This is a genomic window from Pantoea sp. X-Soil-YNGN-775 (assembly GCF_059730575.1).
In genome coordinates, this window is sequence record NZ_AP035945.1 from 4,124,899 (window position 1) to 4,149,297 (window position 24,399).

27 protein-coding genes are annotated in these 24,399 nt (G+C 55.1%); 13 read left to right on the top strand and 14 right to left on the bottom strand.

The window, feature by feature from the left end; genetic code table 11:
- Positions 1 to 3 precede the first annotated feature (3 nt).
- Both hslU and rraA read left to right on the top strand, forming a co-directional pair.
- Entirely contained in the window at positions 4 to 1,341 is a 1,338-nt protein-coding gene (gene hslU / locus AC6I8I_RS19375; RefSeq protein WP_031377652.1) for an ATP-dependent protease ATPase subunit HslU, read from the top strand.
- 156 nt (positions 1,342 to 1,497) lie between these two features.
- On the top strand, positions 1,498 to 1,983 hold the full coding sequence (gene rraA / locus AC6I8I_RS19380) for a ribonuclease E activity regulator RraA (RefSeq protein WP_009088032.1): 486 nt from the start codon (positions 1,498 to 1,500) through the stop codon (positions 1,981 to 1,983).
- Between the two features lie 54 nt (positions 1,984 to 2,037).
- On the opposite strand, the gene zapB is transcribed toward rraA, so the two are convergent.
- Entirely contained in the window at positions 2,038 to 2,277 is a 240-nt protein-coding gene (zapB, locus tag AC6I8I_RS19385; protein ID WP_031375614.1) for a cell division protein ZapB, read from the bottom strand.
- A 405-nt stretch (positions 2,278 to 2,682) separates the two neighbouring features.
- Here zapB and AC6I8I_RS19390 point away from each other — a divergent pair, with 405 nt between their 5' ends.
- From AC6I8I_RS19390 to glpX, 3 genes are all read left to right on the top strand, one after another.
- Complete coding sequence (locus AC6I8I_RS19390; RefSeq protein ID WP_312055974.1) at positions 2,683 to 3,537, top strand: MIP/aquaporin family protein; 855 nt, start codon at positions 2,683 to 2,685, stop codon at positions 3,535 to 3,537.
- 30 nt (positions 3,538 to 3,567) lie between these two features.
- Positions 3,568 to 5,079, top strand: coding sequence for a glycerol kinase GlpK (gene glpK / locus AC6I8I_RS19395; RefSeq protein ID WP_312055973.1), 1,512 nt, complete (start codon positions 3,568 to 3,570; stop codon positions 5,077 to 5,079).
- A gap of 96 nt (positions 5,080 to 5,175) precedes the next feature.
- The gene (glpX, locus tag AC6I8I_RS19400) at positions 5,176 to 6,186 is read left to right on the top strand and encodes a class II fructose-bisphosphatase (protein WP_031375612.1); all 1,011 of its coding nucleotides are present in this window, start codon (positions 5,176 to 5,178) and stop codon (positions 6,184 to 6,186) included.
- On the opposite strand, the gene emrD is transcribed toward glpX, so the two are convergent.
- Complete coding sequence (gene emrD, locus AC6I8I_RS19405) at positions 6,176 to 7,369, bottom strand: multidrug efflux MFS transporter EmrD (protein WP_312055972.1); 1,194 nt, start codon at positions 7,367 to 7,369, stop codon at positions 6,176 to 6,178. The two genes, glpX and emrD, sit on opposite strands and share 11 nt — an antisense overlap.
- Before the next feature lie 273 nt (positions 7,370 to 7,642).
- On the opposite strand from emrD, the gene fpr reads away from it, so the two are divergent.
- Entirely contained in the window at positions 7,643 to 8,389 is a 747-nt protein-coding gene (fpr, locus tag AC6I8I_RS19410) for a ferredoxin--NADP(+) reductase (RefSeq protein WP_312055971.1), read from the top strand.
- Here fpr and AC6I8I_RS19415 read toward each other — a convergent pair.
- Entirely contained in the window at positions 8,380 to 8,814 is a 435-nt protein-coding gene (locus AC6I8I_RS19415; RefSeq protein ID WP_312055970.1) for a DUF805 domain-containing protein, read from the bottom strand. The genes fpr and AC6I8I_RS19415 overlap by 10 nt on opposite strands.
- Positions 8,815 to 8,914: 100 nt before the next feature.
- Here AC6I8I_RS19415 and AC6I8I_RS19420 point away from each other — a divergent pair, with 100 nt between their 5' ends.
- Positions 8,915 to 9,505: a DUF1454 family protein gene (locus AC6I8I_RS19420; protein ID WP_312055969.1), complete on the top strand. Its 591-nt coding sequence runs from the start codon at positions 8,915 to 8,917 to the stop codon at positions 9,503 to 9,505.
- Between the two features lie 120 nt (positions 9,506 to 9,625).
- On the top strand, positions 9,626 to 10,393 hold the full coding sequence (gene tpiA, locus AC6I8I_RS19425; protein WP_031375607.1) for a triose-phosphate isomerase: 768 nt from the start codon (positions 9,626 to 9,628) through the stop codon (positions 10,391 to 10,393).
- Between the two features lie 29 nt (positions 10,394 to 10,422).
- On the opposite strand, the gene AC6I8I_RS19430 is transcribed toward tpiA, so the two are convergent.
- The 6 genes from AC6I8I_RS19430 to cpxP form a co-directional block, all read right to left on the bottom strand.
- Positions 10,423 to 11,196, bottom strand: a complete 774-nt coding sequence (locus AC6I8I_RS19430; RefSeq protein ID WP_312055968.1) for a CDP-diacylglycerol diphosphatase — start codon at positions 11,194 to 11,196, stop codon at positions 10,423 to 10,425.
- Positions 11,197 to 11,344: 148 nt separating this feature from the next.
- Positions 11,345 to 12,334 (bottom strand): sulfate ABC transporter substrate-binding protein, encoded by a 990-nt coding sequence (locus tag AC6I8I_RS19435; RefSeq protein WP_312055967.1) that lies wholly within the window; start codon positions 12,332 to 12,334, stop codon positions 11,345 to 11,347.
- A 143-nt stretch (positions 12,335 to 12,477) separates the two neighbouring features.
- Positions 12,478 to 13,440 (bottom strand): 6-phosphofructokinase, encoded by a 963-nt coding sequence (gene pfkA / locus AC6I8I_RS19440; RefSeq protein ID WP_046289520.1) that lies wholly within the window; start codon positions 13,438 to 13,440, stop codon positions 12,478 to 12,480.
- Positions 13,441 to 13,648: 208 nt separating this feature from the next.
- Complete coding sequence (gene fieF, locus AC6I8I_RS19445; RefSeq protein WP_312055966.1) at positions 13,649 to 14,551, bottom strand: CDF family cation-efflux transporter FieF; 903 nt, start codon at positions 14,549 to 14,551, stop codon at positions 13,649 to 13,651.
- A 236-nt stretch (positions 14,552 to 14,787) separates the two neighbouring features.
- Positions 14,788 to 14,943: a con-10 family general stress protein gene (locus AC6I8I_RS19450; RefSeq protein ID WP_031375603.1), complete on the bottom strand. Its 156-nt coding sequence runs from the start codon at positions 14,941 to 14,943 to the stop codon at positions 14,788 to 14,790.
- A gap of 614 nt (positions 14,944 to 15,557) precedes the next feature.
- On the bottom strand, positions 15,558 to 16,067 hold the full coding sequence (gene cpxP, locus AC6I8I_RS19455) for a cell-envelope stress modulator CpxP (protein ID WP_312055965.1): 510 nt from the start codon (positions 16,065 to 16,067) through the stop codon (positions 15,558 to 15,560).
- Positions 16,068 to 16,215: 148 nt separating this feature from the next.
- Here cpxP and cpxR point away from each other — a divergent pair, with 148 nt between their 5' ends.
- From cpxR to trmL, 3 genes are read left to right on the top strand one after another with little or no spacing between them, the layout of a single operon-like run.
- The gene (gene cpxR / locus AC6I8I_RS19460; RefSeq protein ID WP_312055964.1) at positions 16,216 to 16,914 is read left to right on the top strand and encodes an envelope stress response regulator transcription factor CpxR; all 699 of its coding nucleotides are present in this window, start codon (positions 16,216 to 16,218) and stop codon (positions 16,912 to 16,914) included.
- Positions 16,911 to 18,290: an envelope stress sensor histidine kinase CpxA gene (gene cpxA / locus AC6I8I_RS19465; RefSeq protein ID WP_031375600.1), complete on the top strand. Its 1,380-nt coding sequence runs from the start codon at positions 16,911 to 16,913 to the stop codon at positions 18,288 to 18,290. The genes cpxR and cpxA overlap by 4 nt, the downstream gene beginning before the upstream one ends.
- Before the next feature lie 35 nt (positions 18,291 to 18,325).
- Complete coding sequence (gene trmL, locus AC6I8I_RS19470; protein WP_312055963.1) at positions 18,326 to 18,799, top strand: tRNA (uridine(34)/cytosine(34)/5-carboxymethylaminomethyluridine(34)-2'-O)-methyltransferase TrmL; 474 nt, start codon at positions 18,326 to 18,328, stop codon at positions 18,797 to 18,799.
- Here the strand turns inward: trmL and cysE are convergent.
- The 5 genes from cysE to AC6I8I_RS19495 all read right to left on the bottom strand — a co-directional run bounded on the left by cysE (position 18,796) and on the right by AC6I8I_RS19495 (position 21,916).
- Positions 18,796 to 19,617 carry a serine O-acetyltransferase gene (gene cysE, locus AC6I8I_RS19475; protein WP_046289519.1) on the bottom strand — a complete coding sequence of 274 codons (822 nt, stop codon included), beginning with the start codon at positions 19,615 to 19,617 and terminating at the stop codon, positions 18,796 to 18,798. The genes trmL and cysE overlap by 4 nt on opposite strands.
- A gap of 68 nt (positions 19,618 to 19,685) precedes the next feature.
- Complete coding sequence (gene gpsA, locus AC6I8I_RS19480) at positions 19,686 to 20,702, bottom strand: NAD(P)H-dependent glycerol-3-phosphate dehydrogenase (protein ID WP_312055962.1); 1,017 nt, start codon at positions 20,700 to 20,702, stop codon at positions 19,686 to 19,688.
- Positions 20,702 to 21,172, bottom strand: coding sequence for a protein-export chaperone SecB (gene secB / locus AC6I8I_RS19485; protein ID WP_312055961.1), 471 nt, complete (start codon positions 21,170 to 21,172; stop codon positions 20,702 to 20,704). The genes gpsA and secB overlap by 1 nt, the downstream gene beginning before the upstream one ends.
- A 38-nt stretch (positions 21,173 to 21,210) precedes the next feature.
- Complete coding sequence (gene grxC, locus AC6I8I_RS19490) at positions 21,211 to 21,465, bottom strand: glutaredoxin 3 (protein ID WP_312055960.1); 255 nt, start codon at positions 21,463 to 21,465, stop codon at positions 21,211 to 21,213.
- Positions 21,466 to 21,484: 19 nt separating this feature from the next.
- Entirely contained in the window at positions 21,485 to 21,916 is a 432-nt protein-coding gene (locus AC6I8I_RS19495; protein WP_031375596.1) for a rhodanese-like domain-containing protein, read from the bottom strand.
- Between the two features lie 253 nt (positions 21,917 to 22,169).
- Here AC6I8I_RS19495 and envC point away from each other — a divergent pair, with 253 nt between their 5' ends.
- Positions 22,170 to 23,471, top strand: a complete 1,302-nt coding sequence (envC, locus tag AC6I8I_RS19500; RefSeq protein ID WP_312055959.1) for a murein hydrolase activator EnvC — start codon at positions 22,170 to 22,172, stop codon at positions 23,469 to 23,471.
- Positions 23,472 to 23,474: 3 nt separating this feature from the next.
- On the top strand, positions 23,475 to 24,386 hold the full coding sequence (locus AC6I8I_RS19505; RefSeq protein ID WP_312055958.1) for a divergent polysaccharide deacetylase family protein: 912 nt from the start codon (positions 23,475 to 23,477) through the stop codon (positions 24,384 to 24,386).
- The last annotated feature ends 13 nt before the right edge of the window (positions 24,387 to 24,399 follow it).

Genomic DNA, 24,399 nt, shown 5'->3' on the forward strand with positions numbered 1-24,399 from the left:
AACATGTCTGAGATGACTCCGCGCGAAATCGTCAGCGAGCTGAACCGTTTTATCATTGGCCAGGATAGCGCTAAGCGCGCCGTGGCTATCGCGCTGCGTAACCGCTGGCGCCGCATGCAGCTTGACGAAGAGCTGCGCCATGAAGTAACACCGAAAAACATTCTGATGATCGGCCCGACCGGTGTCGGTAAAACCGAGATCGCCCGTCGACTGGCTAAACTGGCGAATGCGCCATTTATTAAAGTTGAAGCGACCAAATTCACCGAAGTGGGTTACGTCGGTAAAGAAGTAGACTCGATCATCCGCGACCTGACCGACTCTGCGATTAAAATGGTCCGCAGTCAGGCGATTGAAAAGAACAAATACCGCGCCGAAGAGATGGCGGAAGAGCGCATCCTTGATGTGCTGATCCCACCGGCGAAAAATAACTGGGGCCAGCCAGAACAGGCACCCGAGCCATCAGCCGCCCGCCAGTCTTTCCGCAAAAAACTGCGTGAAGGCCAGCTGGACGACAAAGAAATTGAGATCGACCTGGCCGCCAGCGGTCCGGGTGTTGAGATCATGGCACCTCCAGGCATGGAAGAGATGACCAGCCAGCTGCAGTCGATGTTCCAGAACCTCGGCGGCCAGAAACAGAAGCCACGCAAGCTGAAGATTAAAGAAGCGATGAAGCTGCTGGTGGAAGAAGAAGCGGCCAAACTGGTCAATCCGGAAGAGCTGAAGCAGGAAGCGATTGAGGCGGTCGAGCAGCACGGTATCGTGTTTATCGATGAGATCGACAAAATCTGTAAGCGCGGCGGCCAGAATGCCGGCGGCCCGGATGTGTCACGTGAAGGGGTTCAGCGCGACCTGCTGCCGCTGGTTGAAGGCTGTACCGTTTCGACTAAACACGGCATGGTGAAAACTGACCACATTCTGTTTATCGCCTCTGGCGCTTTCCAGGTGGCCAGTCCGTCCGATCTGATCCCGGAACTGCAGGGTCGTCTGCCGATTCGTGTTGAACTACAGGCGCTGACCGTGAACGATTTCGAGCGCATTCTGACTGAACCGAACGCGTCGGTCACCGTGCAGTATAAAGCGTTGATGAACACCGAAGGCGTTAACATCGACTTCACCGCCGACGGTATCCGTCGTATCGCTGAAGCGGCCTGGCAGGTGAACGAGACCACCGAAAACATCGGTGCGCGTCGTCTGCATACCGTGCTGGAGCGTCTGATGGAAGATATCTCTTATGACGCCAGCGATCGCCACGGCGAGTCCGTCACCATTGATGCTGACTATGTCGGTAAACATCTGGATGAACTGGTGGCCGACGAAGACCTGAGCCGCTTTATCCTCTAATCGGGTCGATCACTACTTTTCTCAAGCCCAGCCATCAGGTTGGGCTTTTTTATGCATGCTCTTGATGCAACGCTGCTTTTTTCCACTGATGATTTTGCCAACAATCAGCATAAAGCGATATACTTACCGCTCCTGTGGCAAACAGACGAAACCCTTATGAAATACGATACATCTGAACTCTGCGATATCTACCATGAAGAAGTGAATGTTGTTGAACCGCTTTTTTCAAACTTTGGTGGGCGCACTTCATTCGGTGGTCAGATTACCACAGTGAAATGCTTTGAAGACAACGGTTTACTTTATGACCTGCTGGAAGAAAATGGCCGGGGCCGGGTGCTGGTGATTGACGGCGGCGGCTCGGTGCGTCGGGCGCTGGTCGATGCCCAGCTGGCGCGCCTGGCGGCCACTAACGAGTGGGAAGGCCTGGTGATTTACGGTTCAGTTCGTCAGGTTGATGAGCTGGAAGAGCTGGAGATCGGCATTCAGGCGATCGCGGCGATTCCGGCTGGTGCAGCGGGTGAAGGGATTGGTGAAAGCGATGTGCGCGTCAATTTTGGCGGCGTCACCTTCTTTTCCGGCGACCATCTCTATGCCGATAACACCGGTATTATCCTGTCAGAAGACGCGCTGGACCTCGAATAACGCCAGCCATGAAAAACGGGTGCCTGAGCACCCGTTTTCACGTCAGCTGAGGCTTCAAACCTCTTCCATTTTTCCCAGCAATGCACGCAGACGTTCCTGCCACACGTGTTGCTCTTCTTTCAGGTGCTGATTTTCACGCATCAGCGCATCGTGGTTGCCCGCGACTTGTTGCGCATCGTTACGCAGCGCGTTGTTCTGCTCTTTCAGCTCTTCGATTTCCATCTGCAACAGGGTGATGGTATCAATCGCCTGCTGTACTTTCGCTTCCAGTTTCTCAAACACTTCAAATGACATCTTTCTGACCTCTCCTAAATTCCTGCAAGGCGTTGATGATGCCAGCGTAAGCCAGCAACGTTGTCCCGATTGTATGTAGCCTCACCCCGCAAGTCCAGCAACGCGGGCGCGCCGGGCGCAGTCTGTAACACTTTTCAGCCAATCCCTAAGATTCCGCTGCGCTTAGCGCGGCTCTGCTTTTGCCATCCGTATTGGCCGCGGCAGTAAGTGCCGAATGATGATTTAAGAAAGCCAGAATACGCGAAAACGCGCATTTTTATGACGCAGTACACAAAAAACGATTTCGCTATTTCTCGTTTATGTTCGTTAACGATAAATTTACATCAGCCCTACAATAAAGCTGGGTGACTCATGGACTGAGAACAAAAACTGATAAAATTTAACCTCGCTTCAGGAACAATTATTATGAGTCAGACAACTAACACGCTCAAAGGTCAGTGTATTGCCGAATTTCTGGGGACCGGCTTGATCATTTTCTTTGGTGCAGGCTGTGTAGCTGCGCTGAAACTCGCCGGTGCCGCCTTCGGACAGTGGGAAATCTGTATTATCTGGGGCCTGGGTGTTTCCATGGCTGCCTACCTTACTGCCGGCATTTCAGGTGCGCATCTGAATCCGGCTATCACCGTTGCGCTTTGCCTGTTCGCCAATTTTGAAGGGCGTAAAGTCGTTCCCTACATCGTGTCGCAGGTTGCCGGCGCTTTCTGCGCTGCCGCACTGGTGTACGGTCTCTACTACAGCCTGTTTATCGACTACGAGCAGAGTCATCAGATGGTACGCGGCACGGTTGAAAGTCTCGACCTGGCCGGCATCTTCTCTACCTACCCTAACCCGCACATCGGTGTTGGTCAGGCTTTCCTGGTTGAGATGGTGATCACTGCAGTATTAATGGCGGTCATTATGGGCCTGACGGATGACGGCAACGGCATTCCACGCGGTCCGCTGGCCCCCCTGCTGATCGGCCTGCTGGTAGCGATTATCGGCGGCGCGATGGGTCCACTGACCGGCTTCGCCCTGAACCCGGCTCGTGATTTCGGACCGAAGATCTTCGCATGGCTGGCAGGCTGGGGTAACGTGGCCTTTACCGGCGGTCGTGACATCCCTTACTTCCTCGTGCCGATTTTTGGCCCGCTGGTTGGTGCCTGCCTGGGAGCCGTGGCTTATCGCGTACTGATTGCCCGTTATCTGCCAGGTGCAGCTCAGGAACCGGCCAGTGTTCCAGCAGAAAAACCGGTTGCGCGCACTCAGCAGCGTAAAGCGTAAGTTTCACCTTTTATCATCAGGACAGAATTTATGACTACCACCGATAAAAAATATATTGTCGCGCTCGATCAGGGCACAACCAGTTCACGTGCGGTGATCCTCGATCACGACGCCAACATTGTGGCGGTATCGCAGCGTGAATTCACCCAGATCTACCCGAAAGCGGGCTGGGTTGAGCATGATCCGATGGATATCTGGGCGTCACAAAGCTCGACGCTGGTTGAAGTTCTGGCGCACGCCGACATTCGTTCCGATGAGATCGCAGCCATTGGTATCACCAACCAGCGTGAAACCGCCATCGTCTGGGACAAAGAGACCGGCAAGCCAATCTATAACGCCATCGTCTGGCAGGATCCACGTACCGCTGATTACTGCCACAAGCTGAAGAAAGAGGGTCTGGAAGAGTATATCCAGCACACCACCGGTCTGGTGATTAACCCGTACTTCTCCGGTACCAAAGTGAAGTGGATCCTTGACCATGTGGAAGGCGCGCGTGAGCGTGCAAAACGTGGCGAACTGCTGTTCGGTACCGTTGATACCTGGCTGGTATGGAAAATGACCCAGGGCCGGGTGCATATCACCGATTACACCAACGCCTCACGTACCATGATGTTCAACATCCACAAGCTGGAGTGGGATCAGCGTATGCTGGATATCCTTGATATCCCGCGTGAAATGCTGCCGGAAGTGAAATCATCGTCAGAAGTTTATGGCCAGACCAACATCGGCGGTAAAGGCGGTACGCGTATTCCTATCGCCGGGATTGCCGGTGATCAGCAGGCCGCGCTGTATGGCCAGCTGTGCGTTCAGCCTGGCATGGCGAAAAACACCTACGGTACCGGCTGCTTTATGCTGATGAACACCGGCACCGAAGCGGTTACCTCCACCCACGGCCTGCTGACCACCATCGCCTGCGGTCCACGCGGTGAAGTGAACTATGCGCTGGAAGGCGCGGTATTTATCGGCGGCGCCTCCATTCAGTGGCTGCGTGATGAGATGAAGCTGATCAGCGATGCGGCTGACTCTGAATACTTCGCTATGAAGGTGAAAGATACCAACGGCGTTTACATGGTACCGGCCTTTACCGGCCTGGGTGCGCCTTACTGGGATCCGTATGCCCGCGGCGCTATCTTCGGCCTGACGCGTGGTGCCAATGCCAACCACATCATCCGTGCGACGCTGGAGTCTATCGCCTATCAGACCCGCGATGTGCTGGAAGCGATGCAGAACGATGCCAATACTCGTCTGCAGGCGCTGCGCGTCGATGGGGGTGCAGTTGCCAATAACTTCCTGATGCAGTTCCAGTCTGACATTCTCGGCACCCGCGTTGAGCGGCCGGAAGTACGTGAAGTTACGGCGCTGGGTTCCGCCTATCTGGCAGGTCTGGCAGTCGGCTTCTGGCAGGATCTGGATGAAGTCCGCTCTAAAGCGGTGATTGAGCGTGAGTTCCGCCCAAGTCTGGAAACCACCGAGCGTAACTACCGTTATGCTGGCTGGAAGAAAGCCGTTGCCCGTGCGCAGGCATGGGAAGAACAAGAGTAAGATCAACGCCCGCGACCGTTGCTGTCGCGGGCCTTTTCCCCGCCGCACTCCCCCGCTGTGTTACACTGCCTGCCTGTTTTTTGTCAGGTAGATGCCATGAAACGAGAACTTGCGATTGAATTTTCCCGCGTAACCGAGGCTGCCGCGCTGGCAGGCTATCACTGGTTAGGACGCGGCGATAAAAATGCGGCCGATGGCGCCGCTGTCCATGCCATGCGCCACGTACTGAACTCGATTGAAATCGACGGTCAGATTGTGATCGGTGAAGGCGAAATTGATGAAGCGCCGATGCTCTACATCGGTGAAAAAGTCGGTACCGGGCGCGGCGATGCGGTCGATATCGCGGTCGATCCGATCGAGGGTACCCGCATGACCGCTCTCGGCCAGGCGAACGCCCTGGCGGTAATGGCCGTCGGCGACAAGGGCAGCTTTCTTCATGCACCCGATATGTACATGGAAAAGCTGATTGTCGGTCCGGCTGCGCGTGGGCAGATCAATCTCGACCTGCCGCTGGAAACTAACCTGCGAAATATTGCCGCGGCGATGAATAAACCGCTGGCACAGTTAACCGTGTCGATTCTGGCGAAGCCGCGGCATGACGCGGTCATCAGCGAGCTGCAACAGCTTGGCGTGCGGGTGTTTACCTTCCCGGATGGCGATGTTGCGGCCTCAATCCTGACCTGCATGCCGGACAGCGAAGTGGATGTGATGTATGGCATCGGCGGCGCACCGGAAGGTGTGGTTTCAGCGGCGGTGATCCGCGCGCTCGACGGCGATATGCAGGGCAGGTTACTGCCGCGCCATCAGGTTAAAGGCGACAGCGAAGAGAACCGGCGGCTGGGCGAACAGGAGCTACAGCGCTGTGCTGAGATGGGTATTGAAGCGGGTAAAGTGCTGCCGCTGGATGAGATGGCGCGCAACGACAATGTGGTGTTTGCCGCCACCGGCATTACCAGCGGCGACCTGCTGAAGGGCATCACGCGTCAGGGCAATATCGCCACCAGTGAAACCCTGCTGATTCGCGGTAAGTCACGCACCATTCGCCGCATCCAGTCGATTCATTACCTCGACCGTAAAGATCCGGCACTCCATCCGTTTATCCTGTAACCGGCTGGTTGCCGCGCTCCGGCTGACGTGAGAGCGGCAACCAACACAGCAGCATCACCAGCGCAGTAAAGAACATCAGCATCCCGAGGCTGAACTGATCGTGCTGCGGCATCAGCGCCGACAGCCACGCCACCAGACCGGATCCGAGATTCTGCATCCCGCCAATCAGTGCGCCCGCGCTGCCAGCCAGCCAGGCGTAAGGTTCCATTGCGCCCGAGGTTGCCAGCGGGAACAGCATGCCGGCACCAAAGAAAAACAGCGCCGCCGGCACCAGCAGCGTCCAGATATTCATCACGCCAAACCAGGCCGGGATCCACATCAGCACGCCAGCCAGCAGGCAGCTATTAACGCCCCACCACATCAGGCTGTGCCACGAGCCCTGCTCGCGTCCGGCGAACCAGGCACCGAAAAAGGCCGCCGGAATCGGCAAAATAAACAGAATGCTGACGGTCAGGCTGTTCAGGCCGAGGACGCCGCCCAGCAGTACGCCACAGCTTGATTCAAACACCGCAATCCCCGCCAGCGCGCCAATCAGCAGCACAAGGTAGCGGACGAAACTGGCGTCGCTGAGCAAACGGACATAGCGCTTAAAGAACGGCGTCACTTCCGCACTGTAAGGGCGGGTTTCCGGCAGCCAGCGCGCCATAGAGGCGGTGACGGCCAGGCACAGCAGCAGCAGGAAGGCGAAACAGGCGTGCCAGCCAAACAGCTGGGTCAGCAGAGCGCCAATCACCGGTGCCAGCAGCGGGCTGACCAGAATCCCCATATTAAGCAGGCTGTTGGCCCGGCGTAGCGCGTGTCCCTCGTAGAGATCGCGCGGCATGGTACGGGCCATTACGCCCGCTACGCCGGTTCCCAGTCCCTGCACCGCGCTGCCAAGCACCAGCATATTAAGCGACGTGGCCATCAATGCGGTGATCGCGCCGATCATAAAGATCATCATGCCCGCCAGGATCACCGGCCGGCGTCCGACACTGTCCGACAGGGGACCGTAGATCAGCTGCGATCCACCGTAGGTCATCAGATAGGCTGCCATCACCCGTTGCAGCGCACCATCGCGTATGTTTAGCGCGTCAGCCATGGCGGCCATCGCCGGTACATAGATGGTCTGCGCCATCTGCCCGACTGCCACCAGCACAATCAGCATCACCAGCAAGCGGCGATTTTCCAGTTTATTCATCATGATTGAGTAACATATCTGTCTGAGAAAAGAGGTTAAAACAGCCGTTAACCAGCTGAGTGTTTCGTTATGGCGTGAAAAATATCAGGATTAAATGACAAAGCGAGAGGCAGCGAAAAAGGGTCGGACTTGCGCCCGTCAAGTTTATGCACCAGCTTGTAAAGGTAACGCAACAGTTTGTCGATTAGAGCCTTTGTCCGGACGCAGGGTAGCAATCTCGCGGCACAGTCGCGAAAATAGCCATCTGCCTGAATAATCAACAACCAGGGAGTGATTATGGCCGAGTGGGTCAATGCTCAAGTGAAGGAAGTTAAAAACTGGACGGATGCGCTGTTCAGCCTTCGGGTTCAGGCGCCAGTCGATCCGTTTATCGCCGGCCAGTTTGCCAAGCTGGCGTTAGAAATTGATGGCGAACGTGTCCAGCGTGCTTACTCCTACGTCAATGCGCCTAAAGATGACCTGCTGGAGTTCTATCTGGTCACCGTTCCGGACGGCAAGCTCAGCCCGCATTTACAGGCGCTGCGTCCTGGCGATCAGGTAATGGTGACCAAAGAGGCGGCCGGTTTCTTTGTGCTGGATGAGGTACCGGACTGCCGGACCTTGTGGATGCTGGCGACCGGCACCGCCATCGGTCCTTATCTTTCTATGCTCCAGCAGGGCGAAGGTCTGGACCGGTTTGAAAATATCGTGCTGGTTCATGCGGCGCGTTACGCTGCTGACCTGAGTTTTTTGCCGCTGATGCAGCAGTTACAGCAGGTTTATCACGGCAAGCTGCATATCCAGACGGTAGTCAGCCGCGAACAGATCGCCGGTTCACTCACCGGCCGGGTGCCTGCGCTGATTGAAAATGGCGAACTGGAACGCGCAGTGGGATTACCGCTCGATGCCGACAGCAGCCACGTGATGCTGTGCGGCAACCCGCAGATGGTGCGTGATACCCAGCAATTGCTTAAGGAGACGCGCGAGATGCGCAAACACCTGAAGCGCAAACCGGGCCACATCACCAGCGAACATTACTGGTGAGCCGCCTGCCAGTAACGCACCGGCTGCGCCGCGGCACCAAACCGGTTATCGCCGGGGGTGCCGCGAAACACGCCGATATCGAGTAGCAGTCCAGCCAGTATCACAAATGGAATGGCCCGTCCCACCAGCCACGGCAGGATGCCGTCTAACATGCTCCAGTTTCCCGCCACCAACAACCAGGCTGCAATCAGTAAAAATCCCCAGTAGCCGCGACGATTACGATCGTGCAGACGCTTTACCAGCACCGCGCTGGCGGGCCACAGCAGGCATACCACGCCGAATGCGGCCATTTGCGTATCCAGCCACTCATTCGCCGCTAAAACGAATAATAAGGTGGTCGTCAACAGCCAGACCGCCTGCCAGATCCAGAAGTCACGTCGCCCCAGCCGGCCACGATAAGAAAAACACCATTGTTGTAATGTCATGCATTATTGTCCCAGCAGAAATTAAAGCCGCCGCGCTTTTGACCTCGCGGATAAAAACCGTTCTAATTTGGGCATGAGTTTACTGGTTAGGGTCGACAAAATGAAGAATTTGCCTGGCGCACTGCTGTTATCGCTTGCGCTGACGGTTCCGGCATTTGCCGCCGATCCGCAACCGCAGGAGCGGGCCGACGCACCGCCCGCTGCGCCTTACCTGCTGGCGGGTGCGCCCACCTTTGACATGACAATCGGCCAGTTTCGCGAAAAGTACAATCTGGCGAATCCGGCTCTGCCGCTGCTGGAGTATCGTGCCATTGATAATCGCGGTGACAAAAGCAATCTGACGCGCGCCGCCAGCAAAATTAACGAAACCCTGTATGCCTCGACGGCACTGGAGCCGGGTACCGGAAAAATCAAAACTCTGCAGATTACCTGGCTGCCGCTGCCCGGTCCGGATCAGAGTGCGTCACAGGAGAAAGCGCTGGCCTATATGACCGCTTCGCTGCGGTTCTTCGTCCCGGGATTGAGCGCTGAAGAGGGGCGTAAAAAGCTGGATGAATTGCTGAAAGAAGGTAAGGGATCACCCTACTATGCTCACGTCGAAGGCGCGTTGCGTTTTGTGGTGGCTGACAACGGCGACAAGGGATTAACCTTTGCGATTGAACCGGTCAAACTGGCGCTCGCGACCCCCTGATGATGTGGGCAAAAATGACGAAAAGCAAAGCCATCGCCACATTTGATCTCTATACTGTCTGGCAGACAACGCTGCCAGCTGGCAGCGATTTTTCATGTATCGCGTTATGCGGAGGATAGAATGCGACATCCACTGGTTATGGGTAACTGGAAGTTGAATGGCAGCAAGCAGATGACAGCCGAACTGATCGACGGTCTGCGCAAGGAACTGTCCGGCGTTGATGGGTGTGGCGTAGCCATTGCACCGCCAACCGTCTATCTCGAGCAGGCGAAACATGCCATCTCTGGTAGCCACATCGCACTGGGTGCGCAGAACGTAGACGTTAACCTGTCTGGCGCCTTTACCGGTGAAGTTTCTGCCGAGATGCTGAAAGATATCGGTGCAAAATATATCATCATCGGTCACTCCGAACGCCGTACCTACCATAAAGAAAGCGACGAATTCATTGCGAAGAAATACGCGGTGCTGAAGTCTGTGGGTCTGGTACCGGTGCTGTGCATTGGCGAAACCGAAGCAGAAAACGAAGCGGGTAAAACTGAAGAAGTCTGCGCGCGTCAGCTGGATGCCGTGCTGGAAACGCAGGGTGCCGAAGCGTTCAAAGACGCGGTCATCGCTTACGAGCCAGTCTGGGCTATCGGTACCGGTAAATCAGCGACCCCTGCGCAGGCGCAGGCGGTGCATAAATTTATTCGTGATCATATCGCGAAGAAAGATGCGGCGATCGCTGAACAGGTCATCATTCAGTACGGCGGTTCAGTTAACGATAAAAATGCCGCTGAGCTGTTCACCCAGCCCGACATTGATGGCGCGCTGGTTGGCGGAGCGTCACTGAAAGCCGATGCGTTTGCCGTGATTGTTAAAGCGGCAGCAGCGGCGAAAAATGCCTAAGCGCTAATGCGCACCCTGAAGGCGGCTTATTAAGCCGCCTTTTTTATTGGCGCGATCAGCTGACATTGATGATCCTGCACCTCTTCCGCTGAACCACGGTTCAGCAGCAGCCAGTTGCGTTCAATCGCCATCAACACCAGCCGCCCGTCAGATAAAGGCGCCAGCGCCAGCCCATATTTCCCCATCGCCGTACGTGCCTGTGGCACCTCATCCGCCAGACGGATGAAAACGCTTTGCTGTGCCAGCTCTGCGGGCGACAGCGCGCGCAGCCAGTAGCGATGGTTACGCAGCGTGGTCGTCTGCCACCGTGCCGTAAGCTGCGGCATCAGCTGATCAAGCTGCTGACGCACATCCGGCCGTAAACAGGAGAGATGGATATGCAGCTGGTTCTGGCTGCGGCCGTACTGTGCGTTGATCGCCAGCGAAAGCACCCGATCGTCAATCGGCGCGCCATGCCGTTGCGCCAGTAACTGGCGTTCATGCCAGGCGAAAGAAAAATAGTTGGGCGTGGTGGTCTTCAACAGCTGCGGGCTTTCAATGCCACTGATTTTATCGAGTGGGATCAGCAGATATTGCAGCGGGCCGTTAATATCTTTCAGCGTGGCGTAGCGATGCTGCAGATCAACCCGCTGGCAGGGAGCCGGCTCGCCATGGCGCAGCTGATTGGGCAGGCACTTTTCACTGACGATTTGCCACAGCGCATCGGCGTTTTTTTTGAAATGAAGGGCAGCGACCAGCATGCCCGCAATCACCAGTATCAGCAAAAACGCAATCAGAGCGACTGCGCGACGACGTGGCTGCATAACAACGCTTCCTGTGGGATTCAGCAGCCTGCATCCTCGCCTGGCGATCAGGGAATGTCACGGAGAATTCTGTGCGGGAGTAAGAAATGGTGATGAGCGGGGGAAGAACTGTGAAGCGGCCAGCACAGGGCGTGCTGGCCGCACCCGATTAGGGTTTCATGACCTGGTCGTAGCTGCCGCCATCGGCGAAGTGCGCTTTTTGTGCCTGGGTCCAGCCGCCGAATTTATCCTGAATGGTAAACAGCTTCACTGGCGCAAAGGTGCTGGCGAATTTTTTCGCTACTTCAGCATCACGCGGACGATAGTAGTTCTGTGCGGCGATGGTCTGGCCTTCTGGCGAGTAGAGATACTTGAGGTAGGCATCCGCCACCTTGCGTGTGCCCTTCTCATCCACTACTTTGTCGACGACCGATACGGTGGGTTCGGCCAGAATGGATTCGCTCGGGGTCACAATCTCAAACTTGTCTTTACCCAGCTTGTTAACCGCCAGATACGCTTCGTTTTCCCAGGCGATCAGCACATCACCGATACCGCGCTCAACAAAGGTATTGGTTGCGCCGCGCGCGCCGGAATCCTGCACTTCGACGTTTTTGAACAGCGCCCGGACGTAGGCCAGCGCTTTGGCCTGATCGCCGTTATTGTGGTCCAGTGCCCAGCCCCAGGCGGCCAGATAGTTCCAGCGTGCGCCACCCGAGGTTTTCGGGTTCGGGGTAATTACCGATACGCCCGGTTTGATCAGATCGCTCCAGTCATGAATGCCTTTGGGATTACCTTTGCGTACCAGGAAGACGATGGTCGAGGTGTAGGGTGCGGAGTTTTCGGGCAGGCGCTGAAGCCAGTTTTTGTCGATACGGCCACGCTCAGCAATCGCATCCACATCTGACTGCAACGCCAGAGTAACGACGTCGGCACGAATACCGTTGATGACCGAGGTAGCCTGCTTACCGGAACCGCCATGAGACTGACGGACCACAACGTTATCGCCGGTTTCCTGTTTGTAGTGCGCACTGAACGCTTTGTTGTATTGCTCATACAACTCGCGTGTCGGATCGTAGGAAACGTTTAATAACTGGATGTCTTTCGCCAGCACGCTGGTTGAGGCCAGCAACAGGGTAATTCCGATACTCCACTTGTTCATTACGCACTCTCCCAATATCGTTATGGGCTAAGCGTGACATAAACCATTACAGAGCTAAAAGAATTAAAAATAAGCTGTTATAACCATGCGGAATATACAGACAGGCAGGTTGGGCGTGCAATGCTGCACGCCCGGAGAAGAGATTAGTAGAGCTGTTTAGCGGTATCCAGCCAGTCGCGCTTGAACGGACGCTTCATATTTTCAATCGCGTCGATGATGTCGTGATGCACCATCTTCTCGTTTTGAATGCCGACGCAACGTCCGCCATAACCCTGCATCAGCAGCTCAATCGAGTAGGCACCCATGCGTGACGCCAGAATACGGTCATAAGCACAAGGCGCACCGCCACGCTGAATGTGACCCAGCACGGTTGAGCGGGTTTCGCGCTTGGTTTCGGTTTCTATGAAGCGCGCCAAATCGTCGATATCGCAGATATGTTCGGTAATCGCCACGATAGCGTGCTTTTTACCTTTGGCAATGCCAGCTTTGATTTCCGCCACCAACTCTTCGCGGGTGTATGGGATCTCCGGCAACACGATGAATTCGCAGCCGCCGGCAATCGCCGCAGCCAGCGTCAGGTCACCGCAATAGCGGCCCATCACTTCAACAATCGAAATACGCTGATGTGATGATGAGGTATCACGCAGACGGTCAATCGCTTCTACCACGGTTTCCAGCGCGGTGAAATAGCCAATGGTGTAATCGGTACCGGCTACGTCGTTATCAATGGTGCCGGGTAAACCGATGCAGGGAAAGCCCATCTCGGTCAGGCGCTTAGCGCCCATATAAGAACCGTCACCACCAATAACCACCAGCGCATCAATGCCACGCTTTTTCATGTTTTCAATCGCGACCTGACGCACATCTTCATTACGGAATTCAGGAAAGCGTGCAGAACCGAGGAAGGTGCCGCCGCGGTTGATCATATCGGAGACGCTATAGCGATCGAGATTGATCATGCGATCTTCATACAAACCCAGATAACCGTCATAGATCCCAAAAACTTCCAGTCCTTCACTCAGCGCGGAACGTACCACTCCACGAATAGCTGCGTTCATGCCTGGGGCGTCGCCGCCGCTGGTCAATACACCAATTTTTTTGATCATGACAACCTCTGGATTGTTCAAAACTAAGGGTTAATCCTGCCTGTCGATCGCTGCTGAACATCATTCTTGCGATTCGCGCGATACGTGATGGCAGATAGTATATCAAAGGCTTGCTGCTGAATTGATTCAGGTCAGACAACTTTTCACTATTTTTTGCAGCAATGTTAGCGTTACGTCATGCCTTTCGTATCAGTTTGATTCATTTAAGTTAAAAACCTAAAGAATCTTCTCTCTCGAACGGTACCACAGAACAGGGATCCTGATGGATAATTACGTCCGAACCGGGAAATTCTTTGCGTAATGCTTTCTCAACCTGGTCCGCAACACGGTGTGCCTGTACCAGCGGCAGCTGATCTTCTAACTCCAGATGCAGCTGGATAAATTTGGTAGGCCCGGACTGGCGGGTGCGCAGATCGTGTACTCCCTGAACCCGTGGCCACTGCGTCGCTATCGTCAGAATTCTCTGTCGTTCCTCTTCCGGCAGCGCCCGATCCAGCAGTGCCTGAACCGCCTCATATCCCATCCGCAGCGCGCTGTAGAGAATGAACACGCCAATACCCAGCGCAAACAGTGCGTCCGCCCGGGCAAAGCCATAGCCGCTCAGCACCAGCGCGATCAGGATAGCACCGTTCATAATCACATCTGACTGATAGTGCAGCATATCGGCCCGGATTGCCTGGCTGCGGGTTTTGCGCACCACCCAGCGTTGAAATGCCACCAGAATCAGGGTCGAGGTCAGTGCCACCACAGTGACCACAATGCCGACGCCGGGCGCATGGAGTACGTTGGGGGAAGCGAGATGTTGCAGACCGGTCAGAAACAGAAATAGCGCGGAGCCTGAGATAAACATGCTTTGCGCCAGCGCCGCCAGCGACTCCGCTTTGCCATGTCCGAAGGTGTGGTTTTCATCCGCCGGTTGCAGCGCATAACGCACCACCAGCAGGTTGGTCAGCGAGGCGGCGATATCGACCAGTGAATCGACCAGCGCAGCCAGCAAGCTCACTGAACCGGTGTACCACCAGGCGAAAATCTTCACGATTAACAGCGCAGACGCAAGGATAGTCGCGGCCAGTGCAGCACGCTTTACCAGTCGGCCATATGAGGGTTGCATGCCAGGTTCCGTATGCAGCATCGAGGGTGATGCGCACCCAAATGAAAGAGTGGCTAAAGTTTAACACTGCTGTCAGCAGACCGCTTAATTGTGATCAAAGAGAGGAAGATCAGTCGGTGAGAGAACGTCATGATAAAAACAAGCCCCGACCACAGCAGGAGGACGGGGCAAAGTGCTTACTACATCAGTGCCAGCCTTATTTCATCTGCCAGCCGTGTCAGAGTGCAGGACAGCAATTACTTTTTGCCGCCTTTTTTCCCTGCTTCTGATGCTTTTTCACGATCGTTTTTGAAATTTCCGCCGCCGCTGTTCTGACCGCCTTTTTTACCGGCTTCAGATGCTTTTTGCGGATTTTCTGCGAAATTACCTGAACCACCACGATGCTCTGCCATAACTTACTCCGTTAATAGATTCATTCAGGACGACATAATGTGGTTGTTGCTCCCTGAGACTTCGCGAAGACACTGCACTTCCCTGCAGTGACAGGATTAAGTGTAGAAGCTGGACCTAATCCAGCAAGCGCAACGCGGGGAACGCAGGCCGTTGAAAAGCCGGGTTAATCGGGCATAAATTGAAATAAAAGTTTTATATTTCAACGGATTACTAATTTAACCGCCGCGCAAATCGTTTCCGGTGCGCTTAAGCACAGTCATCATGCTTAAAGGCGCATAAACGGTGATGAGTGGTAGCTCAGGCTGGATAAGCGTTAATGAAAGGGCATTTTTATTGCGGAGTGAGTATTACTGTCAAAACAAAATAACCCGTAAAAAGATAAAAACCCCGCTTTTGCGAAGGCGCGTTTTACCCGTCAACAGGGAACTGAAGCCCAGTGTCTCTTCCTACCGACCACACTCTGATTACTTCATAAAGCTTGATGTCGCGTCATGAATTTCTTAAATGTGTGATTCAGAATAACGTGGCGTTAATCCCCTGATAAAAAAAACCCCCGCATCATGCGGGGGAAGACAGGGATGGTGTCTATGGCAAGGAAAACAGGGATACTATGTTACTGGTTACTGCTGGTACTACTCACTGCTTGCAGTGATGATGCTGACTGCAAATTCGATAAATGCCGCAGCTCATTCAGTCGCTGCTGGTAGTTCTTCTGCAATGTGGCCTGCTGGGCCGGCGTTAGCAGATGAAACATTTGATTCTGTACACGCGCCATCTCGACCTGTTGTTCAACCTGAACTCTGGCGATGGTTTCCGCCTTTTCGCGGATGGCCGCTTCGTTAAATTTGTCTGCAGTCACTAACTCATGCAGAGCGGCGATATCATCAAGACGGACCGCCGGGCGTTCGTGTCGGGCCTGTTGCATCAGGTCACGCATCTGTTGACGCTGCTGTTCGGTCAACTCGATGCCCTCGAACATGTGGCTTTGTGGATTTTGCGTCATACTGCCTGTCGGCAATCCGCCATGATGCATCTCGTCAATCGTCGTCGTATCTTTTGCACCTGCGCTGGCGAGACTGAGAGCCATCGCTGAGGCAAGGACGACGGCGGTTAATGTGCGCATCGTTTACTCCAGTTCGTTCCGTTTTGCGATTCAACGAGAGCCAGTGTACGGCGATAGCTGCAAACATCCGTCAGGGGGTGTAAAACTACGTAAAGCGATGGATAGGTGCGCCAGGAACACGGTATTTTGCCTGCGGAGGGCTACAAAAATGAATAAAATCCTGTTGGTAGATGATGACCGCGAATTAACTTCGCTTTTAAAAGAACTGTTAGAAATGGAAGGGTTTGAAGTGGTGGTAGCCAGCGACGGTGAACAAGCGCTGAACGTGCTTGATAACTCCGTTGATCTGCTGTTACTGGATGTGATGATGCCGAAGAAGAACGGTATCGACACCCTGAAGGAGCTGCGACAGCAGCACCAGACACCGGTCATCATGCTGACCGCACGCGGTAGCGAGCTGGATCGCGTACTGGGTCTCGAACTGGGTGCGGATGACTACCTGCCTAAACCGTTTAACGATCGTGAGCTGGTGGCCCGTATCCGTGCCATTCTGCGCCGCTCTAACTGGAGTGAACAGCAACAGCAGCAGGACAACAGCTCACCGACGCTGGAAGTCGATTGCCTGCGGCTTAATCCGGGTCGCCAGGAGGCCAGCTTTGATGACGTGACGCTGGACCTGACCGGCACCGAATTCACCCTGCTCTATCTGCTGGCACAGCATCTGGGTCAGGTGGTGTCGCGTGAACATCTGAGCCAGGAAGTACTGGGTAAACGCCTGACGCCATTTGACCGGGCAATTGATATGCATATCTCTAACCTGCGCCGTAAGCTTCCTGAGCGTCGTGACGGTCACCCATGGTTTAAAACCTTACGCGGCCGGGGCTATCTGATGGTTTCGGCATCATGATTGGCAGTCTGACCACCCGCATCTTTGCCATCTTCTGGTTAACCCTGGCGTTGGTGTTGATGCTGGTGCTGATGGTCCCCAAACTCGATTCCCGACAGATGACCTCGCTGCTTGAAAGTGAACAGCGGCAGGGCATCATGATCGAGCAGCATGTTGAAGCCGAGCTGTCACAGGATCCGCCTAACGATCTGATGTGGTGGCGCCGGTTATTCCGTGCAGTAGAAAAATGGGCGCCGCCGGGTCAGCGGCTATTGTTAGTGACCAGCGAAGGCCGGGTAATCGGCGCGCAGCATAATGAAATGCAGGTTATTCGTAATTTTATCGGCCAGTCCGATAATGCGGATCATCCGCAAAAGAAGAAATATGGTCGGGTTGAGCTGGTGGGGCCGTTTGCGGTTCGGGACGGTGAAGATAACTACCAGCTCTATATGATCCGTCCTGCCAACAGTTCCCAGCTCGATTTCATCAACCTGCTGTTTGATCGCCCCTTATTGCTGCTGATCGTAACAATGTTGATCAGTTCACCCCTGCTATTATGGCTGGCCTGGAGCCTGGCACGTCCGGCCCGTAAGCTGAAATATGCTGCCGATGAAGTCGCCAGCGGTAACCTGCGTCAGCATCCGGAACTGGAGTCGGGCCCGCAGGAGTTCCTGGCTGCCGGCTCCAGCTTTAATCAGATGGTCAGTGCGCTGGAACGGATGATGACCGGTCAGCAACGTCTGCTGTCAGATATCAGCCATGAGCTGCGTACACCACTTACCCGACTGCAGCTGGCAACGGCGTTGCTGCGTCGTCGTCAGGGCGAGGGCAAAGAGCTGGAGCGCATTGAGATGGAAGCGCAGCGTCTGGATGGCATGATTAACGACCTGCTGGTGCTGTCGCGAACCCAGCATAAAAATGCGCTGGTCAGTGAGGCAATGAAGGCGAACCAGTTGTGGAACGGAGTGCTGGAAGATGCCCGCTTCGAAGCCGAGCAGATGGGCAAGAAGATGGACATCCCGTATCCGCCGGGTCCGTGGCCGCTCTACGGCAATCCGCACGCGCTGGAAAGTGCGCTGGAGAATATCGTGCGTAACGCGCTGCGCTATTCAAACAGCCACATCAGCGTCAGCTTCTCCGTCGATATCGCCGGCATTACGGTCCATGTCGATGATGATGGTCCTGGCGTCAGCCCGGAAGATCGCGAACAGATATTCCGGCCGTTTTATCGCACTGATGAAGCGCGCGATCGCGAATCGGGCGGCACCGGCCTTGGTCTGGCCATCGTCGAAACCGCCGTGCAGCAACATCGCGGCTGGGTTAAGGCCGATGACAGCCCGCTTGGCGGCCTGCGCCTGACGATCTGGTTGCCGCTCTACTCCTCCGGTCGACAATAATTTGCTATGCTTCGGCCCTCGTTATCGGGGGCCATATGCTTAACATTGTGTTGTTTGAACCAGAAATCCCGCCGAATACCGGCAATATCATTCGCCTGTGCGCCAATACCGGCTTTCAGCTCCACCTGATTGAGCCGCTCGGTTTTGCCTGGGATGATAAACGCTTACGCCGCGCCGGACTGGATTATCACGAATTTACCGCCATCAAATTCCACTCAGACTATGCGACATTTCTGGCGGCAGAGTCGCCCGCGCGGCTGTTTGCTTTGACCACTAAAGGCACGCCAGCGCACAGCGCGGTGCAGTATCAGGCCGGGGATTATTTGCTGTTTGGTCCGGAGAGCCGCGGACTGCCGGCTGAGATTTTGCAGGCCTTACCGCCACAGCAGAAGATTCGTATACCGATGCAGGCCGAAAGCCGCAGTATGAATCTGTCGAATGCGGTCTCGGTGGTGGTGTATGAAGCGTGGCGCCAGCTTGATTACGCTGGCGCACTGACTAAAGACTAGATGCCGTCGCCAAACTGAAAGCCCGCCAGGCTGCCATTGAAATGCTGATCCATATCCATTGACGGCTTATCACTGCCGGGCTTGCCGACGATACGCGCAGGCACGCCTGCGGCGGTGGTATGCGGCGGCACAGGCTGCAGGACCACCGAGCCGGCGCCGATTTTTGCTCCGCGTCCGACCTCAATGTTGCCGAGGATTTTCGCCCCGGCACCAATCATCACCCCTTCACGGATTTTTGGATGGCGATCGCCGCTGGTTTTGCCGGTCCCGCCAAGCGTAACCGACTGCAAAATTGAGACATCGTTCTCAACCACTGCCGTTTCGCCAATCACAATCCCGGTCGCATGGTCGAGCATGATGCCGTGACCGATGTTGGCGGCCGGATGGATATCAACCGCAAACGAGACGGAAATTTCATTCTGCAGGTAAACCGCCAGCGCACGACGTCCCTCGTTCCACAACCAGTGGCCGATACGGTACGCCTGTAAGGCGTGGAAGCCTTTAAGATAGAGCAGCGGCGTGGAGTATTTATCCACTGCCGGATCGCGCTGACGGACCGCCTGAATATCGTAAGCGGCTGACAGGATCATCGTAGGGTCTTCGCGATAGGCCTCTTCGACTATCTCACGGATAGCGATTGCCGGCATAATCGGGTTGGCCAGCTTATTAGCCAGCATATAACTCAAAGCACTACCGAGATTTTCATGCTTAAGCAATGTCGCGTGGTAAAAGCTGGCCAGCATCGGCTCACAATCAGCCAGGGCTCGCGCTTCTGCTTTGATATTATTCCAGACCAGTTCTAACTCATCAGACGACATTGCTGTTTTCTCCCGATAAAAAAAGCGCCTGAATGGGCGCTACAGGTGATGACGCTACGCTTCCTGCTTTAGCTATTGCTGTTTTCGTCCTTCCTTGTCCGCCCCAGCAGGCTTAATGCTGCATCCCGCGCGGGTTTTTCGCAATACAGCACCTGATAAATCTGCTCGGTGATCGGCATTTCTACGCCGACTCGCGCGGCTAACGCTCTGACTTCCTTGGTATTTCGGTAGCCTTCTACAACTTGTCCGATAATGCGTTGTGCGCTATCTACATCCTCGCCCTGGCCCAGCATCATGCCAAAACGACGGTTGCGCGACTGATTATCGGTACAGGTCAGGACCAAATCACCCAATCCCGCCATGCCCATAAAGGTAGTGGGATCGGCACCTAGCGCCGCGCCGAGACGACTCATCTCCGCCAGCCCGCGCGTAATTAATGCGGTACGTGCATTGGCACCGAAACCGATGCCATCGGAGATACCGGCACCGATAGCAATTACGTTTTTAACCGCCCCGCCCAGCTGTACGCCGATAAAGTCAGGGTTGTTGTAAACGCGGAAACTTTTGCCGCAGTGCAGCTTCTGCTGCAAATCGTCAGCAAACCGGGCATCGGTCGCTGCCAGTGCAATCGCGGTCGGTAAACCTGCCGCCAGCTCTTTTGCAAAGGTCGGGCCGGAGATCACCGCCAGCGGTATCGCCTCGCCAACGATCTCACGCGCCACATCCTGCAGCAGACGTCCGGTCTCTTTTTCCAGTCCTTTGGTCGCCCAGACAATGCGCGAATCGGCGCGTAATTCCGGCTTGATCTGTTGCAGCACATCACCAAATACGTGACTCGGCACCACAATCAACAGATCGCGGCTGGCCGCAATGGCTTTCGCCAGGTCAGGCTCAAGAGAGAGATTATCGGGGAACGGCACATCGGGCAGGAAAGCGGTATTACAGCGGTCAGACTGAAGTTGCGCCAGGTGCGCCGGGTTATGTCCCCACAACAGCACCGGATGGCCGTTACGGGCCAGGGTAATCGCCAAAGCGGTGCCGTACGAGCCGGCACCGATGACGCTAATCGAAGCGTGAGTAGTCATCAGGCATCCTGATGTGGTTCGGCGCCTTCTTCACCTTGCTGCTGCTGCAGGTAGTTCATAAACAGCGCATCAAAGTTAACCGGCGCCAGGTTCAGCTGCGGGAAAGTACCACGTGAAACCAGGCTGGTAATGCATTCGCGTGCATACGGGAACAGGATATTCGGGCAGTAAGCACCCAGGCAATGGGCCAGCTGCGTGCCTTCGATACCGCTGATAGTGAAAATACCGGCCTGCTGAACTTCACACAGGAAAGCGGTCTCTTCACCGACGGTTGCGGTTACAGTCACACGCAGCACGACTTCATAAACTTCGTCAGCCAGTTGAGAAGATGCAGTATCCAGATCCAGTTTTACGTCCGGCTCCCACTCTTTCTGGAAAACCTGCGGCGCGTTAGGCGCTTCAAATGAGATATCTTTGGTGTATACGCGCTGAATCTGGAATTGCATTTCGTTAGTGTTGTGTTCTGACATGTGACCAGGTCCTATAAGTGAGAATGTCCGGCGTAAAATTACGCCTGCAGTAAAGGATCTAAACCTTCGCGATTATCGAGTGCAAATAAGTCGTCGCAGCCGCCAATGTGCTGCGCATCAATAAAAATCTGAGGCACGGTCGTCCGGCCGCTGCGCTTAATCATCTCTTCACGTTTCGCCATGTCCCCATCGATGGGAATCTCCTGGAACGATACGCCTTTTTGCGTTAACAGCGCCTTCGCCTGATGGCAATAAGGACAGGTCGCTTTGGTGTACATCTCAACGTTTGCCATGATTAGCACCTATGTAAGATTATTTACCGCGAATTAACGGCAGATTTTCACCGCTCCAGCCGCTGATGCCGTCTTTCAGCACTGACACCTGGGTAAAGCCAGCAGCACTCAGATGGGCAGCAGGATCGGCCGCGCTTTGTCCGGTCGCGCACACCACGATGATCGGCTGCGCTTTATGTTTTTCCAGTTCGCCTAAGTTGCCTTTCTTAATCTCTGCGGCTGCTACATTCAGCGCACCTGAGATATGCCCTCTGCGAAAATCGTCGCGCGAACGCACGTCTACAACTACCGCGTCCTCTTTGTTAATCAGGCGGGTTGCTTCACCACGACTGATAGTTTTTACCTTAGAGAACATTCCTTTAACGGTAGTCACAATCACCAGAATGAGTAAAACAACCCATGCCAGACTGAGGATGGGGTGATTGCTTGCAAACTGCATAATTTCTTGCATGAGGGGTAACGACTCCAGACCGGGCTAATAAGCTAAAACAAGGGTTCTGAGTATACCTGCGCCACTTCTCATGTACAGATGCTAAGCGGTCAGAGTGGTAATTTGAGTAGCATTTTCCAAAAAAATCTGGCTAAAGCACAAAAATGGCGTAACGCTTAGGCAATGTCCTGTAAAAACCGGACATAACTGGAAAAGCAAATGCCGGAGCGGTTTGCTGGTAAGCGGCGGTTCATCGTGGAATAATCATTGGCCTATGAAGGGAAAAATAACCGTTTCGCACACAAGGACCCGTCGCAACGGCGATAACCTGCCGTTGTCCACACATCTGTCCACCCTATCCCTTAGCCTGCTTTGCGCGGGCGTACTGTTATTGCCAACCGCCGCGCAAAGTGCGGAAGACAGCAAATCCCAGCTGCAATCAATTCAGCAAAACATCGCTGAAAAAGAGAAAAGCGTTAAAGCGCAAAAGCTACAGCGCAGCAAGTTGCTGGATCAGTTGCAGAGTCAGGAAAAAATTATTGCGCAGGCCAGTCGCCAGCTGCGAGAAACCCGGAATAGCCTGACAGCATTGAACAATGATATCAGCCAGCTCGCCAGCTCGATCGCCCGGCTTGAAAAGCAGCAGGCGCAACAGGAAAAGCTGCTTTCGCAGCAGCTCGACGCCGCGTTTCGCCAGGGCCAGCATAATGGCCTGCAACTGCTGCTGGGCGGTGAAGAGAGCCAGCGCAGCGAACGCATTCTGGCCTATTTCGGTTACCTGAATGCCGCACGCCAGAAGAGTATTGAAGCGTTACAGCAGACGCGACAGGATTTGAGCCAGCAGCGGGCCTCGCTGGAGCAGAAGCAACAGCAGCAGAAAGGCCTGCTAGCCCAGCAGCAAAGCCAGCAGCAGAAACTGCAGCTGGCGAGCGCAGCACGTAAGAAAACCCTGACGGTACTGGAAAGCGCGCTGGAAAAAGATCAGGCCGATCTGGTGGAGATGCGCCAGAACGAAACCCGTCTGCAGGACAAAATCGCCCGGGCAGAACGTGAAGCACGGGAACGTGCTGCCCGCGAAGCGCGTGAAGCGGAAAAAGTGCGTCAGCGTCAGGCGCAGGCGAAAGCCAAAGGATCAAGTTATCAGCCGACCCAGAGTGAACGCGAGCTGGTCGCCCGAACCGGCGGCCTGGGTCGCGCCGGCGGTCAGGCCCTGTGGCCGGTACGCGGACGTATTGAGCATCGCTTTGGCGAACAGCTTCAGGGTGAGCTGCGCTGGAAAGGGCTGGTGATTGATGCGCGCGAAGGCACCGAGGTGAAAGCCATCGCCGACGGTCGCGTACTAATGGCCGATTGGTTACAGGGCTATGGTCTGGTGGTGGTACTGGAGCACGGTAAAGGCGACATGAGCCTGTATGGCTACAACCAAAGTGCGCTAGTGACCGTCGGCGCCCAGGTGAAAGCCGGTCAGCCGATTGCGCTGGTTGGTACCAGTGGCGGCCGTGGCACACCGTCGCTCTATTTTGAAATTCGACGTCAGGGACAGGCCGTCAACCCACTCCCGTGGTTAGGAAAATAAGTTTTGCTGCAACTTCGAAAAATCTCCGTACTGCTGAGCAGTTTGTTGCTCAGCTACGCTGCCCACGCCGGCAAACTCGCGATTGTGATTGATGATGTCGGTTATCGCCCGACCGAAGAAAACAAGGTTCTGCAGATGCCGCAGGCAATCTCGGTCGCGGTGCTGCCTAATGCGCCGCATGCGCATGAAATGGCCACCAAAGCCCATCAGAGTGGTCATGAGGTGTTGATCCATCTTCCGATGGCACCGCTCAGCAAGCAGCCGCTGGAGAAAGATACCTTAACGCCAGAGATGAGCAGTGAAGAGGTAGCACGCATCATGCGCAATGCGGTCAACAACGTGCCTTATGCGGTGGGTCTCAATAACCATATGGGCAGCAGAATGACCTCCAGCCTGCCCGGCATGCAAAAAGTGATGCAGGCGCTGAACCATTACAACCTCTACTTCCTGGATAGCATGACCATTGCGAACAGCCAGGCAGTGCCGGCGGCGCAGGGCACCCAGGTCAAGGTGCTGAAGCGCAGAGTTTTTCTGGATGACAGCCAGGATATTAACGCCATTCGCCAGCAGTTCAGCCGCGCGGTAAAGCTGGCGCAGCGTGATGGCTACGCCATCGCCATTGGCCATCCGCATCCCAATACTGTCCGGGTGCTGCAACAGATGTTACCCACGCTGCCGGCTGAGATTACCTTAGTCCGTCCCAGCCAGTTGCTGAACGAGCCGCTGCATAATGGCACTCGCCCACCAGCCACATCGGTAGCGCCCACTAAGCCCGTTTCACCGCGCTTCCAGCCGCCTGGGCTGTGTAAGCCAAAACGGCCGCTGACACCGGTTCCGGCGACGCGAGCACTGGAAGTGGTAGGCGAAAGCGTGATCCAGAGTCCGCTGTTTAAGCAGGTAAAAAGTCTGTTCTGAATTTGCTATGAAT

Excerpts from the sequence above, each read along its gene's own strand:
- AC6I8I_RS19390 (WP_312055974.1), top strand. The coding sequence starts at position 2,683 with ATGAGTCAGACAACTAACACGCTCAAAGGTCAGTGTATTGCCGAATTT.
- cpxR (WP_312055964.1), top strand. The coding sequence starts at position 16,216 with ATGAATAAAATCCTGTTGGTAGATGATGACCGCGAATTAACTTCGCTT.
- pfkA (WP_046289520.1), bottom strand. The coding sequence starts at position 13,440 with ATGATCAAAAAAATTGGTGTATTGACCAGCGGCGGCGACGCCCCAGGC.
- glpX (WP_031375612.1), top strand. The coding sequence starts at position 5,176 with ATGAAACGAGAACTTGCGATTGAATTTTCCCGCGTAACCGAGGCTGCC.
- secB (WP_312055961.1), bottom strand. The coding sequence starts at position 21,172 with ATGTCAGAACACAACACTAACGAAATGCAATTCCAGATTCAGCGCGTA.
- AC6I8I_RS19495 (WP_031375596.1), bottom strand. The coding sequence starts at position 21,916 with ATGCAAGAAATTATGCAGTTTGCAAGCAATCACCCCATCCTCAGTCTG.
- AC6I8I_RS19430 (WP_312055968.1), bottom strand. The coding sequence starts at position 11,196 with ATGCAGCCACGTCGTCGCGCAGTCGCTCTGATTGCGTTTTTGCTGATA.
- AC6I8I_RS19415 (WP_312055970.1), bottom strand. The coding sequence starts at position 8,814 with ATGACATTACAACAATGGTGTTTTTCTTATCGTGGCCGGCTGGGGCGA.
- cpxP (WP_312055965.1), bottom strand. The coding sequence starts at position 16,067 with ATGCGCACATTAACCGCCGTCGTCCTTGCCTCAGCGATGGCTCTCAGT.
- envC (WP_312055959.1), top strand. The coding sequence starts at position 22,170 with ATGAAGGGAAAAATAACCGTTTCGCACACAAGGACCCGTCGCAACGGC.
- cpxA (WP_031375600.1), top strand. The coding sequence starts at position 16,911 with ATGATTGGCAGTCTGACCACCCGCATCTTTGCCATCTTCTGGTTAACC.
- zapB (WP_031375614.1), bottom strand. The coding sequence starts at position 2,277 with ATGTCATTTGAAGTGTTTGAGAAACTGGAAGCGAAAGTACAGCAGGCG.
- AC6I8I_RS19420 (WP_312055969.1), top strand. The coding sequence starts at position 8,915 with ATGAAGAATTTGCCTGGCGCACTGCTGTTATCGCTTGCGCTGACGGTT.
- AC6I8I_RS19450 (WP_031375603.1), bottom strand. The coding sequence starts at position 14,943 with ATGGCAGAGCATCGTGGTGGTTCAGGTAATTTCGCAGAAAATCCGCAA.
- fpr (WP_312055971.1), top strand. The coding sequence starts at position 7,643 with ATGGCCGAGTGGGTCAATGCTCAAGTGAAGGAAGTTAAAAACTGGACG.
- tpiA (WP_031375607.1), top strand. The coding sequence starts at position 9,626 with ATGCGACATCCACTGGTTATGGGTAACTGGAAGTTGAATGGCAGCAAG.
- AC6I8I_RS19435 (WP_312055967.1), bottom strand. The coding sequence starts at position 12,334 with ATGAACAAGTGGAGTATCGGAATTACCCTGTTGCTGGCCTCAACCAGC.
- fieF (WP_312055966.1), bottom strand. The coding sequence starts at position 14,551 with ATGCAACCCTCATATGGCCGACTGGTAAAGCGTGCTGCACTGGCCGCG.
- emrD (WP_312055972.1), bottom strand. The coding sequence starts at position 7,369 with ATGATGAATAAACTGGAAAATCGCCGCTTGCTGGTGATGCTGATTGTG.
- hslU (WP_031377652.1), top strand. The coding sequence starts at position 4 with ATGTCTGAGATGACTCCGCGCGAAATCGTCAGCGAGCTGAACCGTTTT.
- grxC (WP_312055960.1), bottom strand. The coding sequence starts at position 21,465 with ATGGCAAACGTTGAGATGTACACCAAAGCGACCTGTCCTTATTGCCAT.
- trmL (WP_312055963.1), top strand. The coding sequence starts at position 18,326 with ATGCTTAACATTGTGTTGTTTGAACCAGAAATCCCGCCGAATACCGGC.
- glpK (WP_312055973.1), top strand. The coding sequence starts at position 3,568 with ATGACTACCACCGATAAAAAATATATTGTCGCGCTCGATCAGGGCACA.
- gpsA (WP_312055962.1), bottom strand. The coding sequence starts at position 20,702 with ATGACTACTCACGCTTCGATTAGCGTCATCGGTGCCGGCTCGTACGGC.
- rraA (WP_009088032.1), top strand. The coding sequence starts at position 1,498 with ATGAAATACGATACATCTGAACTCTGCGATATCTACCATGAAGAAGTG.
- cysE (WP_046289519.1), bottom strand. The coding sequence starts at position 19,617 with ATGTCGTCTGATGAGTTAGAACTGGTCTGGAATAATATCAAAGCAGAA.